This window comes from Pseudomonas jessenii (genome assembly GCF_002236115.1).
GTDB lineage: Bacteria > Pseudomonadota > Gammaproteobacteria > Pseudomonadales > Pseudomonadaceae > Aquipseudomonas > Aquipseudomonas jessenii.
On sequence record NZ_NIWT01000001.1, the window covers coordinates 853,662 to 869,735 of the forward strand.

14 protein-coding genes are annotated in these 16,074 nt (G+C 59.4%); 9 read left to right on the forward strand and 5 right to left on the reverse strand.

Features of this window, described 5'->3' with window-relative positions; genetic code table 11:
• Positions 1-85 precede the first annotated feature (85 nt).
• Positions 86-1,513: a cytochrome-c oxidase, cbb3-type subunit I gene (gene ccoN, locus PSJE_RS03820; protein WP_090455042.1), complete on the forward strand. Its 1,428-nt coding sequence runs from the start codon at positions 86-88 to the stop codon at positions 1,511-1,513.
• The gene (locus tag PSJE_RS03825) at positions 1,513-1,734 is read left to right on the forward strand and encodes a CcoQ/FixQ family Cbb3-type cytochrome c oxidase assembly chaperone (protein WP_090455041.1); all 222 of its coding nucleotides are present in this window, start codon (positions 1,513-1,515) and stop codon (positions 1,732-1,734) included. Before ccoN ends, PSJE_RS03825 begins: the two co-directional genes overlap by 1 nt.
• Positions 1,735-1,791: 57 nt before the next feature.
• Here the strand turns inward: PSJE_RS03825 and PSJE_RS03830 are convergent, their stop codons facing one another.
• The 4 genes from PSJE_RS03830 to PSJE_RS03845 form a co-directional block, all read right to left on the reverse strand.
• Positions 1,792-2,286 (reverse strand): hypothetical protein, encoded by a 495-nt coding sequence (locus tag PSJE_RS03830; protein ID WP_057714991.1) that lies wholly within the window; start codon positions 2,284-2,286, stop codon positions 1,792-1,794.
• 129 nt (positions 2,287-2,415) lie between these two features.
• The gene (locus PSJE_RS03835) at positions 2,416-2,937 is read right to left on the reverse strand and encodes a GNAT family N-acetyltransferase (RefSeq protein ID WP_090455040.1); all 522 of its coding nucleotides are present in this window, start codon (positions 2,935-2,937) and stop codon (positions 2,416-2,418) included.
• Positions 2,938-3,110: 173 nt separating this feature from the next.
• The gene (locus PSJE_RS03840; protein WP_090455039.1) at positions 3,111-4,091 is read right to left on the reverse strand and encodes a LysR family transcriptional regulator; all 981 of its coding nucleotides are present in this window, start codon (positions 4,089-4,091) and stop codon (positions 3,111-3,113) included.
• 73 nt (positions 4,092-4,164) lie between these two features.
• Positions 4,165-4,605, reverse strand: coding sequence for a carboxymuconolactone decarboxylase family protein (locus PSJE_RS03845; RefSeq protein ID WP_057714994.1), 441 nt, complete (start codon positions 4,603-4,605; stop codon positions 4,165-4,167).
• A gap of 204 nt (positions 4,606-4,809) precedes the next feature.
• Here PSJE_RS03845 and pdxR point away from each other — a divergent pair, with 204 nt between their 5' ends.
• From pdxR to PSJE_RS30255, 5 genes are all read left to right on the forward strand, one after another.
• Positions 4,810-6,243 carry a MocR-like pyridoxine biosynthesis transcription factor PdxR gene (gene pdxR, locus PSJE_RS03850; RefSeq protein WP_090455038.1) on the forward strand — a complete coding sequence of 478 codons (1,434 nt, stop codon included), beginning with the start codon at positions 4,810-4,812 and terminating at the stop codon, positions 6,241-6,243.
• A 123-nt stretch (positions 6,244-6,366) separates the two neighbouring features.
• The gene (locus tag PSJE_RS03855; RefSeq protein WP_057714996.1) at positions 6,367-6,660 is read left to right on the forward strand and encodes a putative quinol monooxygenase; all 294 of its coding nucleotides are present in this window, start codon (positions 6,367-6,369) and stop codon (positions 6,658-6,660) included.
• Positions 6,661-6,899: 239 nt separating this feature from the next.
• Complete coding sequence (locus tag PSJE_RS03865) at positions 6,900-7,319, forward strand: cupin domain-containing protein (protein WP_090455037.1); 420 nt, start codon at positions 6,900-6,902, stop codon at positions 7,317-7,319.
• 228 nt (positions 7,320-7,547) lie between these two features.
• Positions 7,548-8,261 (forward strand): ATPase, encoded by a 714-nt coding sequence (locus PSJE_RS03870; RefSeq protein ID WP_090455036.1) that lies wholly within the window; start codon positions 7,548-7,550, stop codon positions 8,259-8,261.
• 145 nt (positions 8,262-8,406) lie between these two features.
• Positions 8,407-8,982: a hypothetical protein gene (locus PSJE_RS30255; RefSeq protein WP_139212682.1), complete on the forward strand. Its 576-nt coding sequence runs from the start codon at positions 8,407-8,409 to the stop codon at positions 8,980-8,982.
• A gap of 90 nt (positions 8,983-9,072) precedes the next feature.
• Here the strand turns inward: PSJE_RS30255 and PSJE_RS03880 are convergent, their stop codons facing one another.
• Complete coding sequence (locus tag PSJE_RS03880) at positions 9,073-13,971, reverse strand: NAD-glutamate dehydrogenase (protein ID WP_090455035.1); 4,899 nt, start codon at positions 13,969-13,971, stop codon at positions 9,073-9,075.
• A 503-nt stretch (positions 13,972-14,474) separates the two neighbouring features.
• Here PSJE_RS03880 and PSJE_RS03885 point away from each other — a divergent pair.
• The gene (locus tag PSJE_RS03885) at positions 14,475-14,828 is read left to right on the forward strand and encodes a hypothetical protein (protein ID WP_090455034.1); all 354 of its coding nucleotides are present in this window, start codon (positions 14,475-14,477) and stop codon (positions 14,826-14,828) included.
• A gap of 286 nt (positions 14,829-15,114) precedes the next feature.
• Positions 15,115-16,074 carry an AAA family ATPase gene (locus PSJE_RS03890; protein WP_057715002.1) on the forward strand — a complete coding sequence of 320 codons (960 nt, stop codon included), beginning with the start codon at positions 15,115-15,117 and terminating at the stop codon, positions 16,072-16,074.

Below are 16,074 nucleotides of genomic sequence, written 5' to 3' on the forward strand. Positions count from 1 at the left end.
CGCACAAATGAATTTTCCCTGAGCCTGTTTTGTTTTTACCGGTGTTTTTACAGTGCACGGCATTGCAACCGAGGAAGCATTGACCATGAGCACAACAACCATCGGACAGGCCTATAACTACAAGGTCGTCCGCCAATTCATCGTGGCGACCGTAATCTGGGGCATCGTGGGGATGGCGATGGGCGTGTGGATCGCCTCGCAACTGGTGTGGCCGCAGATGAACCTGGACCTGCCGTGGACCACCTTCGGCCGCTTGCGCCCGCTGCACACCAGCCTGGTGATTTTCGGTTTCGCCGGCAGCGCGCAATTCGCCGCCAGCTATTACGCGGTGCAACGTACCTGCCAGGTGCGGCTGTTCTCGGACACACTCGCTGCCTTCACGTTCTGGGGCTGGCAGTCGGTGATTGTGGTGATGCTGATCACCCTGCCGTTGGGCTACACCACCACCAAGGAATACGCCGAAATCGAATTCACCGGCGCGGTGTGGATGACCGTGGTCTGGGTTGCATACGCCGTGGTGTTCTTCACTACCGTAGTGCAACGCAAGACCAGACACATCTACGTCGGCAACTGGTTCTTCGGTGCATTCATCGTGGTCATCGCCATGCTGCACGTGGTCAATCACCTATCGATTCCAGTCGACTGGTTCAAGTCCTATCCGGTGTATTCCGGGGCTACCGACGCCATGGTGCAATGGTGGTACGGGCACAACGCCGTGGGCTTTTTCCTGACCACCGGTTTCCTGGGGATGATGTATTACTTCGTGCCGAAACAGGCGGGCCGGCCGGTGTATTCCTATCGCCTGTCGATTGTGCACTTCTGGGCGCTGATCACCCTGTACATCTGGGCCGGCCCGCACCACTTGCACTACACCGCGCTGCCGGACTGGGCGCAGTCGCTGGGCATGGCCATGTCGCTGATCCTGCTGGCGCCGAGTTGGGGCGGAATGATCAACGGCATGATGACCCTGTCCGGTGCCTGGCATAAGTTGCGCACCGACCCGATCCTGCGTTTCCTGGTGTTGTCCCTGGCGTTCTACGGCATGTCGACCTTCGAGGGGCCGATGATGGCGATCAAGACGGTCAACGCCCTCTCCCACTACACCGACTGGACCATCGGCCACGTGCACGCCGGGGCGCTGGGCTGGGTGGCGATGATTACCTTCGGTGCGACCTATCACATGGTGCCGAAGGTATTCGGGCGCGATCAGATGCACAGCACGCCGCTAATCAACCTGCACTTTTGGCTGGCGACCATCGGCACCGTGCTGTACATCGCCTCGATGTGGGTCAACGGCATCACCCAGGGCCTGATGTGGCGCGCGATCAACGATGACGGCACGCTGACCTACTCCTTCGTCGAAGCCTTGCAGGCAAGCCATCCGGGATTCGTCGTGCGCTTTGCCGGCGGGGTGTTCTTCCTCAGCGGTATGCTGCTGATGGCCTACAACGTGTGGCGCACGGTGCGGGTAACGGACGTGGCGATGGCCGAACGCGAGGCGCGGTTTGCCTGATGATTGAAGTCATATTGAACATTCTGGCTGTGGCATTTTTGTGGTTCGCCGTCGAGTATTGTCTGCGCCACCAGACCGCCGAGAGCCTGGACGATGCAAGCCTGATCCCGTTTGCGGATGACCCGGAAGTGGCGCGGCGGGTGGAATTGGCGACCGGAAAAACCGTTAGAACACTGCCGCCGGAAGAGGCGAACCCGGATTGGGAAACCCTCGATATCTGATGTAGCACCGATTACTGTGGGAGCAAGCTCGCTCCCACAGGGTTGTATGTCGAGATTTCAGGCACGCTCCCTGGGAATCAGGCTTTGCAGTTGTTGCGCCAGGAAGTTTGCATCGAACTCAAAAGTGTCCGGGTCTTTCAAGCCATTGGTCTTGCGCCACTGCCAGCCAGTGGATGGCGGCAGGCACACCAGTGACACGCTGCCATAACGTGCTGCTGTAAAGCCCATCACCGCCACGGAAATCTGCCCGCCGACACCCATTACCTCCGGCACGAATTCCACCGGTTTGCCAGTGATCAGGATGCTCAGCTTTTCGGTCTTGAACGGAGAGCTCTCCACCGGAACACTCGGCCCCGACGCGACGTACACTTCGCGGTTCACTACGAGCAGGTCAGGTGCCTTGACCGGTTCCAACCACTGCTGGATCTGATCGAACAGCGCACCAATGCGCTTCGCCCACTCGGCCGATTGCGACTCGAACACTTGCTTTTTGTGCGCTTCGCTTTCGGCGTAGTGGCGAAGCATTTCGCCCAGTTGCTGTACATCGTCCATAGCGGTGTTCCTTTGGTTGAAGCGGTGTTGCGGATATCAAGCATGGCAGATGCGCGTGGCGGGCGTACGAGTAAAAGCGTGAGCGGTACTGCCACCGCCGGACTGAATGCGCAGGAGGCGGTGGCTGACTCAACCGGCCTTGGGCGTGCGGCGCAGGCGCGCCATGCTCAAGGTGTCCACCAGCACGCCGTCACGCACGGCGTAGTCGCGGTACAGGCCCTCGGTTTCGAAGCCGAACTTGCGGTACAGGGAAATGGCCGCTTCGTTGTCCGCATACACCGAAAGCTCGATGCGCTGCAGATTCATCCAGTTGTCGGCGATATCCAGCGCCGTCGCGATCAGCTTCGAGCCCACCCCCTTGCCCTGCCACGCCACCGCAACGCCCATGCCGAAACTGCCGGCATGGCTGCGACGAATGCGTGAGAACTGCTCCAGGCCAATGTTGCCGATGACCGTGCCTTGATGCAGGGCCACCACTTTCACCAAGCGTTCGTTATCCAGCGCCAGGCGACTGCGCCAGAGTTCGGTGGACTGAAACGGCATTTGCAGGGTTTGACGGGCGATGGCCGGGTCGTTGTACAACGCCGCAACGCCTTCGATATGGGACTCGTTGAAGCGTTCGAGGGTAATGACGGGTTCGGTGGCTGGCATGGGTGAATCATCCTTGAAGCAGACATGGCCGTTCACTCTACAACGCGACCTTCGCGTGTGGCGAGAACCAATGTGGGAGCGGGCTTGCTCGCGAAGGCGGTTGACCAGTCGTCTTCAATGTCGGATGTGATGGCGCCTTCGCGAGCAAGCCCGCTCCCACATTTTAATCATGCTCAGCTTTCGAACCACTCCCGGCGCTCGCTGAAGGTGTTTTCGATCAATTCGACGATCATCCGTACCTGCTCGTCGTCCCCGGAATCAGCATTGACCGCCATCCACACCTGACGCCGCATAGGCTGGTCAAACAGGCCCGGCAAGGCAATCAGCCCGCGGTCGAAGTGGCTCATGTAGTGCGGCAGCAGGCCGATGCCGGCACTGCAACGGATCATCTCCAGCATCAGCTCCCGGGATTGCAGTTGCACCACCCCGACCGGGCGCTGATCCACCAGCGTATTCCATGGCCGGAAGCTCTCAACCTGGCCGTCCTGCCGCCATTGCACCAGGAGAAAATCGGCCAGGTCATCCAGGCATTCCGGCCTGGAGGCAACCCGCGAGTAGCGCTTGGCTATGTGCGGCAGGTAATCGAGTTGCGCCAGGCGCCGGGGTTCGGTGGTGGCAAAGCTCGGTCCCGGCAACGGCGATCCGGTCTCGCCCAGCCACACCACCACGTCGGCGCTGACCGCCTGCAAAGCCAACTCGCTGTCGAGCGTCATGATCTCCAGCCGAACGCTGGCGTTGCGCCGCAGCAGTGCAACCAGGTCGCGCCCGAGAATGTCATGCAGGATCGAATCCGCCACGGCCAGGCGAATCAACGGCTGCTCGACCACCGGCAAACCGCGCTCATGGGCCAGGGCGATCAATTGTGCGTGCAAGCGCAAGCCATCGCGGCTGAGGCTCAAACCATTGTCGCTATGGTTGAACAGCGAACATTGGAGCTGCGTTTCCAGCAGCACCAGTTGCCTGCGCAGGCGGGTGGTCTTGATGTTGAGACTGCGGGCGGCCTGCATGAAGCAACCGCAACGGGCGCTGACGGTGAAACACAGCGCCAGTTCGGGGTCGATAGCCGCCGCCAACTGGCGCCAGGACGCATTTTTATCAATAGCTACACGATATTCCGCAGCCCCCTGGTGGGCGCTGGCTTCCATGAATGACATCGAGGACTCCCTGTCGATCTGACACTGACAGGTGCATCCTGCGGATCGTTCATGAACCTGCTGTGACAATGACTCAGGCGCTGGGTGTCTGCCGAAAGCTCACGGCCAGGCGATTCCAGCTGTTGATGGTGGTAACGGCAATGGTCAGGTCGACCATTTCGCTTTCACTGAACTGCTCCCTGGCTTGCGCGTAGACATCGTCCGGCACATGGCTTTCGGAGAGCAAGGTGACCGCCTCGGTCCAGGCCAGCGCGGCTCTTTCCCGAGGATTGAAAAAGTTGCTGTCGCGCCAGACCACAATGGAATACAGACGCCGGTCGCTTTCGCCCAGGCGCCGTGCATCCACCGAGTGCATATCGGTGCAAAAGGCACAGCCATTGAGCTGCGAAGCACGAATCTTGATCAGGTGCAGCAGGCCCTGCTCGATACTCAGGCTGCTGGCCAGGGCCTCCATGGCGATCATGGCTTTCATCGCTTTGGGCGACGCGCTGTAGTAATCCAGGCGGGGGTTCATGGGGCGATCTCGTGCAGGCGTGATGTGATCTTCACGGTAGTCGCTGGCGCGGGGGCATGACAGTTCCAATCAGGCGATTTCCCCGGGGACCACCGTCGCCAGACCAATTGACGGTTTTTCCACTGCACAACTTCTGTACCACAAGCGGATAAGAGTAATCTTGCGCGACGCACACGCGCCCAACAGCCCCGGAGCCTCGCCGGTATGGAACTACATGTTGTCATCAACGGTCGCAAGGACCTGGCCGGCCAGCTGTACAACCAACTGCGCAGCGCTATCGAGTCCGGTCGCCTGACCGCCGGGACACAACTGCCCCCCAGCCGCTTGCTGGCCGAACAACTGGGTATTTCGCGCAAGACCATTTCCGACACCTACGCCCAACTGACTTACGAAAACTTCCTCACCGGGGTGGTCGGCAAAGGCACCTATGTCAACGCGCGCTCGTCGAAGGTGCAGCGTAAACAGAACCACACCGAACTCGGCGGCTTCGAGGTGATCGAGTACTGGCGCAACCTGCCGGTGTTTCTGCGTCATCCGACCCTGGAAGGCTCGCTGCGCTACGACTTCATTGGTGGCGCCACCAGCAAGGGCCAGTTTCCCCAGGATGACTGGCGGCGCTGCACCTCTCATGCAATGCGCCAGATTGCCGGTTCCAAGGGCTTATACAGCCAGCCCGAGGGCTTGCCGGCGCTACGTAACGCCATTGCGCAGCACATCGCGTTCTCCCGCGGGGTCAATTGTCAGGATGAGGATGTGGTGGTGTGCAACGGCGCGCAGCAGGCGCTGGACCTGATTGCCCGGGTGCTGATCAGTCCGGGCAGCCTGGTCGCCATGGAAGACCCCGGCTACCCGCCAGCGCGCCTGCTGTTCGGCACCCATGGCGCCACGGTCATTGGCGTACCGGTGGACGCCGAAGGCATTGTGGTGGACCAGATTCCTCGCGGTACGCGCCTGATCTACGTCACCCCGTCGCACCAGTTCCCGCTGGGCATGCCGATGAGTCAGGCGCGCCGGGAAGCACTGCTGGCCAAGGCCCATGAGTTGGGTGCGATCATCATCGAGGACGACTACGACAGCGAGTTCCGCTATGAAGGCCGCCCCACCGATTCCCTGCAAAGCATGGATGAACGGGGAATCGTCGCGTACGTCGGGACGTTCTCCAAAACCCTGTTACCGGAACTGCGGCTCGGCTACGGGATCCTGCCGCCGGCGATCCTCGAGGCCGTGGTGCGCGCCAAGCAGCTCACCGACCTGCACACCTCGACCCTGCCCCAATGGGCGCTGGCCAAGTTCATCGCCGAAGGTTGCCTGCTCAAGCACATCCGGCGCTGCCATACGATCTATGCCGGGCGCCGCGAGCGGATCCTGGCGCGCATGGCCGGCGATCTTTCGCCCTGGCTGGAGGCGGTACCGTCCACTGCCGGCTTCCACATGGTGGTGATGTGCAAAGTGCCGATGGATATTCCATTGGTGATCGAACTGGCGAAAAAAGTCGAAGTCGGGCTATATGCCATCGACAGCTTTTTCTATCAGGAAACGCCCAGGGCCGGGCTTTTTTTCGGTTTTGGCGCCATCGAAACCCTCGACATCGACATCGCCCTGGACCGTTTGCGCGACATCCTGCAGCAAGTGGCCTGACGGATTGGCCTGCGGTTTTATCCGGGGATTGGCTATTGGCGGTCCCGGGGGCCGGGCCTATCCTGCATAGGCGTTATCCCTCAATGAGCAGGATTCGTCCGGCCTGATTCAGGAGTGTGAGCAATGTCCCATGAAGTGATCAATACCGTACAGGTACAAGCCGCCGCCGGGCGCTCGGATGAACTGGGTAAGCAACTGCAAAAGATTGTCGAAACCCTGCGTGAACTTCCCGGGTGCGAATCCTATATGGTCGACCGCTGCCCCGAGGACAGCAATCGCTGGACCGTCAGCGCCCACTGGCAATCGGAAGAGGCCATGCGATCGCATTTCAACAGCCCGCAAGTCCAGGGTTTCATCGACCTGATCGATTGCCAACTGGCCAACTCCGTCGACTTCAACAGCTTTCCGATCCGCTAGGCCCCCCCTTGTAGGAGCGAGCTCGCTCGCGATGGTCGTCAACGATAACGCGTGCTTCCTGGTTAAACGCGGCGAATCTGAATCCATCGCGAGCAAGCTCGCTCCTACAGAATTACCCCCCGCTGGAGCGAGCTGCCCAGACATTGGTCCCCTGGCCTTCCCGAATATTGGCTGTTTGATTGCCCCTCGCGGCGGACTAGATTGGTTCCTGACCACTTATCCAACGCAGGTAATGATCCATGAACGTTTTGCGCTTCTGTGCCGCTCCCCTTGTTGCCCTGACCCTGACCATCGGTGCCCCGGCATTCGCCCATGAAACCGGTGCCCCCTCGGAAAAAGTCACGGTATTGCAGGACCACATGCTGAAAAACGTGCCGGGCAAAAAAGCGCTGATGATCGAAGTCGACTACAAGCCCGGCCAATCGTCCATTGCCCACAAGCACGACGGTACAGCCATGGCCTACGTCCTTTCAGGGTCTGTCACCTCTCACGTGAAAGGCGAGAAATCCGTGACGTACAAGGCGGGCGAATACTGGTACGAAGCAGCCGGCTCCGAGCATCTGGTATCGAAAAACGCCAGCGTTACCGAGCCTGCCAAGTTGCTGGTGTTCATGGTGTTGTCGCCGGACGAACAGGTGCTGGTCCCCCTGAAAAACTGATCGCTGATCGAATAGCCATAAACAAACACGCCCAAATTTGCTATTCGGGCGTTTTTATTTCCCGGGGCAATTAACCCGACTTATTTAAATCAAACAAAACTATAGGTCGACTGATATCCACGCAATCGGCTATTTCATTCTTCACTTTGCGGTTTAGTCTGGAGCAACTGCCGAACACTTGCGGCATTTCCAACTTCCTTACTGATGTTGTTTCACTGGAGTAACACAATGAAACTTGCATTTGTCAGTACGCTTACCCTATCAGCTGCGCTTTTGGCTGGCTGCTCGGTTCCCACCGCACCCTCTGCGGGGCCTTCGCTGGAAAGTGTGTTCACCGAACCGGTCGGCCGCAGCAACGCGACTCGTATTCCCAACGGCAGCAATGTGGCCCTGGGCGTGGTGTACAGCCAAAACACCCACGCTAACCGTGCCTATCTACAGAATTACCAGGCCAATGCCGGCACGGGTTTCGGCCAGAGTCTGCTGGTACGGGAGATCCACGACGCCTATGTCGCCACCTCCAGACCCGACCTCGCGGTGGAATGGGTCAAAGCCTCGCTTCAACGGCAATTCGGATCGGTCACCGTGTACCCGGACATGCAGAGCCTCAAAGCGGCGAAACCGGATGTGGTAGCCATTGTCGACAGCCGCAGCCAATTGATCACCTCGCGCAGTTCGGACGTCGAGTCCAAAGTCAGTGCCGATTTCTATGACAGGCACTTCAACTACATTGGCACCGCACAAGGTTATGACGCCAGAGCGCTCAGCCCGGTATGGGCGGACTATAAACGCAGTGAAGAGATTGTTGCCGATATCAACGAGCAACAAAATGTGCAAGTAAGGGCATTGCAGAAGTTTGACCAGTCGCTCAGCAATTTATTGACTAGCCCGACAAGTAACGTCTCGATGATCCACCAGACCTCAGAGCGGAAATTGTATTAAGACTAAGGCAGATAATGTGAGTAAACCCTGACCAGGACAGGAAGGGTTTGCTCACAATTAATCAAAACCATGACTTTCGATTAGCGCTATCTTTAGATCCGCGTTAAAGCGCGACCAACCGTTTTCTACAGACAGGGAAGTCTCAATGACTAAAGACCAGGAAAGATCCTTCATTGCCCGCATCAAGTGCAATGGTGTCAACATGACATTTTTTGACCAGATATTGAACTCGAGGCATTTTGAACCTCAGAGACTCAAATCGCCGATCCCGCCAAATATAGTGTCTACCTTCGAAGCCTATGATCCTGTAAGCCGAGAACTGCTCCCTGTAGGTGGCAGAAAAAGGCCGGCCATGGTCATCCACTTCTGGTGTTATGACGACTACTACAACATGCAGATTTTGAGCGAAGCCTACTATCAAAAATATTTTAGCAAGAACGAACATGGCGTCCTGGGCGCCTTCCCGGCCGCCGGCGGTGATACCACCTCCTTCAATTTGCTGGACAGCAATCAGCAAATCATCACGCTTGATGATTTGAGCGGTGACACAGCCACCGTTCACTTGAAAGCACGCAACGCCGCCATTATCAAAAAAGAAATCTGGCGTGATCCGGCGTACAGCAGGTGCTTCACCGACAAGTCCGGCGACATTGCCACGTTCGAGCTGAAAATTCTGGAAAGGCAGGTCTCTTCGCCCGCAAGCTCTACACCCTACAGCTGAGTTCCAAACATGGGCCGGCGTGTTGTCTTGCCCCTGGAATGAAAAAAGCCCCGCATCTCTCGATGCGGGGCTTTTTCATTCAACGCCTGATCAGGCAGCCGGTTCCAGCTCGGCGGCGGCGACGGCGGCAGGCACCACCGCTTGACCGCTCAACGCCAGGTCCAGCAATTCGCGGTTGGCCACCGCGTACATGGCGTAGTCGGTGCCGCTGGCGGCACGGATTTCCACCAGCATGGCACGCCAGCGTTCGATCATGCCTTCATGCTGCTGCATCCACAGGTCCAGGCGTGTTTCCACCTCCTGGGAACCGTCGCCCTGTTGCAGGACCGAGATGGTGATCGCACGTTGCTGCCAGTCGACGTCATCACGGAAGGCTTCACGGGCCAGGGCCTGCCAGTTGTTTTCAACCGGCAGAGCACTGATCTGTTGCAGGTACCAGGTGATGTCCAGTGCACTGCCCACGGCGAAGTAGGCCTTGGCCACGTCGGCAGGATCCTGGCCGGTCACGTCGGAAGCCTCGATGATCGGCAGCAGCGTATACAGGTGCGTGGTGCCAGCCACCATGCGCGCCAGCAACTCCGGCACACCGGCTTCGACATACGCCTGATAACGGGTCTGCCAGGTTTCGCGGATCTCGCCACTGAGCAATTCGTCGAGTTTGAGGCCCAACGCCGCCAGATGCGGACCGAAGTGCGCGACGTCACGGGCAGCGTTCTGCTCGTTGCGGCGGGCACGCAAGAACCAGCGCGTGGCGCGACGGCCCAGGCGCATCAGCTCGTCCATCAGCTCCAGTTGTACGTCGGCGGAAACCTTGTAGTCCAGGTTTTCAATCTGACGGAACCAGTGCGGGAGGTGGAAAATGTCACGCACGATCACATAAGCACCGGCCACGTTCGCCGGGCTCATGCCGGTCGACTCTTTGAGTCGTTGAACGAAGGTGATGCCCATGTGGTTGACCAGATCGTTGGCAATCTGGGTGCTGACGATTTCGCGCTTCAGACGGTGACGACGCATCGCCGCGGAGAACTTGCTCACCAGTGTTGGCGGGAAAGCGGTTTCCATGTCGCGGGTCAGGTAGTCGTCGTCCGGCACCAGGGAGCCCAGCAACTGCTCCTTGAGGTCGATCTTGCTGTACGAGATCAGCACCGACAGCTCGGCACGGGTCAGGCCATGGCCTTCTGCGATGCGCTCGTTGATCGCTTCTTCGGCCGGCAGGAACTCGATGGCGCGATCCAGCTTGCCGCGACCTTCCAGGTCGTTCATCAGGCGCTTGTATTCGGCGATCCGCGGCAATGCACGGCGGGCTGCCAACGACAGGGCCTGAGTCTGCTTGTAGTTGTTACCCAGCACCAGACCACCGACTTCGTCGGTCATGCTCGCCAGCAACTCATTACGTTGCTTGTCGGTCATGTCGCCGGCCTGAACCACTTCGTTGAGCAGGATCTTGATGTTCACTTCGTGGTCGGAGCAGTCCACGCCACCGGCGTTGTCGATGAAGTCGGTGTTGGAACCGCCGCCATTGAGGCCGAACTCGACGCGACCCAGTTGGGTCATGCCCAGGTTACCGCCCTCGCCCACGACTTTGCAGCGCAGTTCGTTGCCGTTCACCCGCAGTGCATCGTTGGCCTTGTCGCCGACATCGGCGTGGCTTTCGCTGCTGGCCTTGACGTAAGTACCGATACCGCCGTTCCACAACAGATCCACTGGAGCCTTGAGCAAGGCGTTGAGCAGCTCGGTCGGGGTCAGCTTGTCGGCCTGGATATCGAAGCGTTCCTGCATTTGCGGGGAAATCGCAATGCTCTTCGCGCTACGGGAGAAGATGCCGCCGCCTTCGGACATGAGGCTGGTGTCGTAGTCCGACCAAGCCGAACGTGGCAGGTCGAACAGGCGCTGACGCTCGGCGAAACTCGACGCCGGCTCAGGGTTCGGATCGATGAAAATGTGCAGGTGGTTGAACGCTGCGACCAGTTGCAGCTTGTCGGACATCAGCAAGCCGTTACCGAACACGTCACCGGCCATGTCGCCGACACCGACCACGGTGATGCTGTCTTCCTGGACATTGATGCCGCGCTCGCGGAAGTGGCGCTGTACGCCGACCCACGCGCCCTTGGCGGTGATGCCCATTTTCTTGTGGTCGTAACCGGCCGAACCGCCGGACGCAAACGCGTCACCCAACCAGAAACCGTAGTCGATGGCGATGCCGTTGGCGATGTCGGAGAAGGTCGCAGTGCCCTTGTCCGCCGCTACGACCAGGTACGGGTCATCGTCGTCATGACGCACGACGTTGGCCGGCGGCACCAGGGCGCCGTCCTTCAGGTTGTCGGTGATGTCCAACAGACCCGAAATGAAGATGCGGTAGCAGGCGATGCCCTCGGCCGCGATCTCGTCACGGCTGCCGCCCAGTGGCAGGCGACGCGGCAGGAAGCCGCCCTTCGCACCCACCGGCACGATCACCGAGTTCTTCACTTGCTGGGCTTTTACCAGGCCCAGGACTTCAGTACGGAAGTCTTCTTCACGGTCGGACCAGCGCAGGCCACCACGGGCCACGTTGCCGAAGCGCAGGTGCACGCCTTCGACGCGCGGCGAGTAAACGAAGATTTCGAACTTCGGTACAGGCTTGGGCAGCTCGGGAATCAAGTGCGGGTTGAACTTGAAGCTGAAGTACGACTTGTTATGGCCGTTGGCGTCAGTCTGGTAGAAGTTGGTGCGCAGGGTGGCCTTGATCAGGTCCAGGTAGCGACGCAGGATGCGGTCTTCGTTCAGTACCTGGACATCGTCCAGGGCGCTGAGGATCGCGTGTTCCAGGCGTTGCTGCTTGTCTCCCAGATCTTCGCCGGTCAGCTTGCGCGCCAGGTAGAAACGGGTCTTGAACAACCGGGTCAGCTCGTGAGCGATATCGGTGTGGTTGTTCAGGGTGCTGGCGATATAGCCCAGGTCGAAGCCCAGACGGATCTGCTTCATGTAGCGGGCGTAGGCACGCAGCAGCGCCACGTCGCGCCATGGCAGGCCGGCGGTCAGTACCAGACGGTTGAACCCGTCGTTCTCGGCATCGCCACGCACGATGTGGACGAATGCGTCCTGCAGCGTGTCGTTCAACTGCTGGATGTCGAGTTCCAGGCCTTCGGCGGCGGTGAACGCGAAATCGTGAATCCAGAACTCGCGGCCACTGTTGTGGCGCAGGCGATACGGGAACTCACCCAGCACGCGCAGGCCGAGGTTTTCCAGGATCGGCAGCACGTCGGACAGCGCCAGCGGGGTATCGGCGTGGTACAGCTTGCAGTGCAGCATGCGCTGGCCGGAAACCTGACCCAGCGGCTGGTAGAAGCTCATCACCAGCGGATTTTTTTCGTTGAGGCTCAGCAGGTGTTGCATGTCGACCACAGCCGAGTGGGCTGCGAAACGCTCGCGGTAACCGGCCGGGAAGCCTTTCGGGAAGTCGGCCAGCACGTTGGTGCCATGGGCTTCACCGAAGCTTTCAACGGTCAGGGCGGCGTAGTCGTCCTGCCAGCTGCGGCAGGCCTGCACCACTTCTTTTTCGAGCAACAGCGGGTCGATATCGAGGCGGTTCTTCGGGTCGACGCGCAGAATCAACTGCACGCGGGCCAGCACGGACTCGGAGAAGAAGGTCCAGAACTCGCAGTCCGAGGCTTTCAGGCGATCCATCAGCACCTGCTGGATCTTCTGGCGCACTTCGGTGGAATAGATGTCACGCGGCACGTAGGCCAGGCAGTAGCAGAAACGGCCGTACGGGTCTTTGCGCAGGAACACGCGAATCTTGTTGCGTTCCTGGATCTGCACGATCGACATCACGGTGCTGAACAGCTCGTCCACCGGGGTCTGGAACAGATCGTCGCGCGGCAGCACTTCGAGCACCTGCGCCAGTTCCTTGCCCAGGTGAGCCTTGGCCTGGAAGCCGGAACGGCGTTCGATTTCCTCGACCTTGCGGCGGATGTACGGGATCACCCGCACGCTCTCGCCATACACCGACGAGGTGTACAGGCCCATGAAACGGCATTCCTTGATGACCTTGCCGTCGGCGTCGATTTCGCGGATCGACACGTAGTCCGGGTAAGCCGGACGGTGTACACGGCTTGGGTGCGCGGCCTTGGCGAACGACAGCAGGGTCGGTTCGCGCAGGTAGTTCACGGCGTAGTCTTCGATGCGCAGGTCATCGTAGGTCAGGCCGGCACGCAGCAGCTTGGTCAGGCCGAGGAAGGAGTCCTTGTCGTAGACGATATGGCCGCCATCGGCTTCGTCGCTGACCACGAACTCTTCATAACCGAGGAAGGTGAAGTGGTTGCCCACCAGCCATTCCAGGAAGCTCTTGATTTCGTTCTTCTCGTCGCCATCGACGGCGAACTGGCTGTTGTCCAGCTTGGTCAGGATGTCCTGGACCTTGGCCTTCATCGGCTCGAAATCGCCGACGGCCACGCGGACTTCACCGAGCACCTGCTCCAGCTCTTTGCTCAGCACATTGAGCTCGGCGGTGTTGGCGCAGCGGTCGATCTCCAGGTACATCAGCGATTCTTGCTGAATGTCGTCGCCCTGGGTGCCTTTAGGCAGGATTTCCAGCAACTCGCCCTTGCTGCCACGACGCACGCTCAGCACGGTGGTTTGCAGGGTATGGATGCTGTAGCCGCGGCGGTTCAGCTCGGTACGCACCGAGTCCACCAGGAAAGGCAGGTCGTGGTGCAGCACTTCGACCGCGGTATGGGTCGACTGCCAGCCGTGGCGTTCGTAATCAGGGTTGTAAACGCGCACTTGCGGCTGCGCGTGATCAAAGCGCTCAAGCATGCGCCATGCAGAAAGGGTGCAGCCAGCAAGGTCGGACAACCGACGCTGGGTCAGCTCGTCAAGGGAAATGATGCCGAAGAATTGTTCAGAAAACAGCGCCACTTGTGGCAGTGCCTGTTCACTGATGTGCTGCGCCAGTGCCGCTTGCAGTTGGTGCTGGAAGTCGGCTTTGCTGGCTGCGGTGAAGAACGCCATCTGTGGTACTCCGCTTGGGCTTGTTATTGATGAAAGCGTCGCGTGCAAAACCCCTTTCGGGGTGGTCCGTCACCCGGTTCCTGATTCTCGGGCAGAGGAAACAGGGTGACAGGTGGGTGAAGCTGGACGAGACACTCAGGTCACATTCACCTTCCGTGAATGGGCATCTGCAAAAACGACTGGACTGCGTGCAGCGCAATGTCTTTACGGGTGCTCATCCGTTGCGCAGCTTAACGAGTGCGGCAAGGCCCGTGCTTGCGGTGCTGCGACATATTCGGTCAACGGTACGCTGCTCAACGCATGCGCATCGAACAACACTAGCATTCGCACAGGAAAATGACGGTTTTCTGTCCGGTTTTACGGGACATGCGTACCAGAAATGACCAGTAACACTCTGGCCGTCCACGACCCGGTCATTGACACTCGGACAAGCAGAAATGTGCGCGGGCTGGCAGAATCGCCCGTTATTGCGTTTACCACGCTCGTCGAACCAGGAATTTCCCATGAAAATGAAAACTGCCCTCTTGATCGTCAACCCTTGCGACGACGAAGAAGACAACATGGCCATGCTCTGCTGCCACAGCGACCAGGGCGAAATGTTCCTGATGAGCCGCTACCCGGATGAAGACGAGCTGGAAATCACCCTCGACGGCGAGCCTTCGACCCTGGATGGCGTGAAAGTCACCCTAAGCCCTTCCCTGCTGAAGATCGAAATTGCCGCGGCTGATGCCGATGCGCTCAACGGCGACGATGTACTGGAAATCACCTTTGATGCCGACATGGTGGATCTGGCCGAAGTGGAAGAAACCTTGCAGAACATTCTTGAAGGCACTGGCACCTTCATTAGCCAGCTCTGAATATCAGCGCCTGTTCCGACCTCATCGCGAGCAAGCTCGCTCCCACATTTGATTGCATGCCTCAGTGACGGCGTGGTCCCCTGTGGGAGCGAGCTTGCTCGCGATGGCGTCAGTAAGCCCGCCACAATACTGAAATGGAACGAACCTCCAACAATTTCACCCATCTTTTCCCGCACTTTGCGCAAAATGCCGTTAGTCGCCACCCCCCGCGATGGATTAAAGTAACGCCCCCAGCCCTGGCGCATTTCGAACGTCCTCGGCCACCCTTTTGCAGGAACAGTCATCGATGGAACATCGTGAAGCGCTGCTAGCGCTGCGAACCTTTCTTTCAACGCAGATTCTCGGCCAGGAAAAACTCATCGAGCGATTGCTCATCGCCCTGCTCGCCGACGGCCATATGCTGGTCGAGGGTGCTCCTGGCCTGGCCAAGACCAAAGCCATCAAAGAACTTGCCGAAGGCATCGAAGCGCAGTTCCACCGCATCCAGTTCACCCCTGACCTGTTGCCGGCCGACATTACCGGTACGGAAATCTACCGCCCGGAAACCGGCAGCTTCGTGTTCCAGCAAGGCCCGATCTTCCACAACCTGGTATTGGCGGACGAAATCAACCGCGCCCCGGCCAAGGTCCAGTCGGCCTTGCTCGAAGCCATGGGCGAGCGGCAAGTCAGTGTCGGGCGCAGCACCTACGAGCTGTCGCCGCTGTTCCTGGTGATGGCCACGCAGAACCCGATCGAGCAGGAAGGCACCTACCCGTTGCCGGAAGCCCAGCTTGACCGGTTCCTGATGCACGTGAAAATCGGCTTTCCCGATGCCACTGTCGAGCGCCGGATTCTGCAGCAAGCCCGTGGAGAAGCCCTGAACGGCGAAGCGAAGCCTGAGCGTCGGGTTACTCAACAGACGATTTTTGTCGCGCGCAAGGAAATCCTCGGTCTGTACATGGCCGACGCCGTGGAGGAGTACCTGGTACAACTGGTCATGGCCACCCGCACCCCGGCCAAATTCGATCCGGAGATGGCCGAGTGGATCGCCTACGGCGCCAGTCCCCGAGGTTCGATTGCCCTGGACCGCTGCGCCCGCGCCCACGCCTGGCTGGCCGGGCGTGATTTCGTCAGCCCGGAAGACATCCAGGCCGTGCTGTTCGACGTGCTGCGCCATCGCATCATTCTTTCCTTTGAAGCCGAAGCCGCTGGCATCGATCAGGACCGTGTGGTCCAGCGGATTCTCGACGTCGTAGCCGTCGCTTGA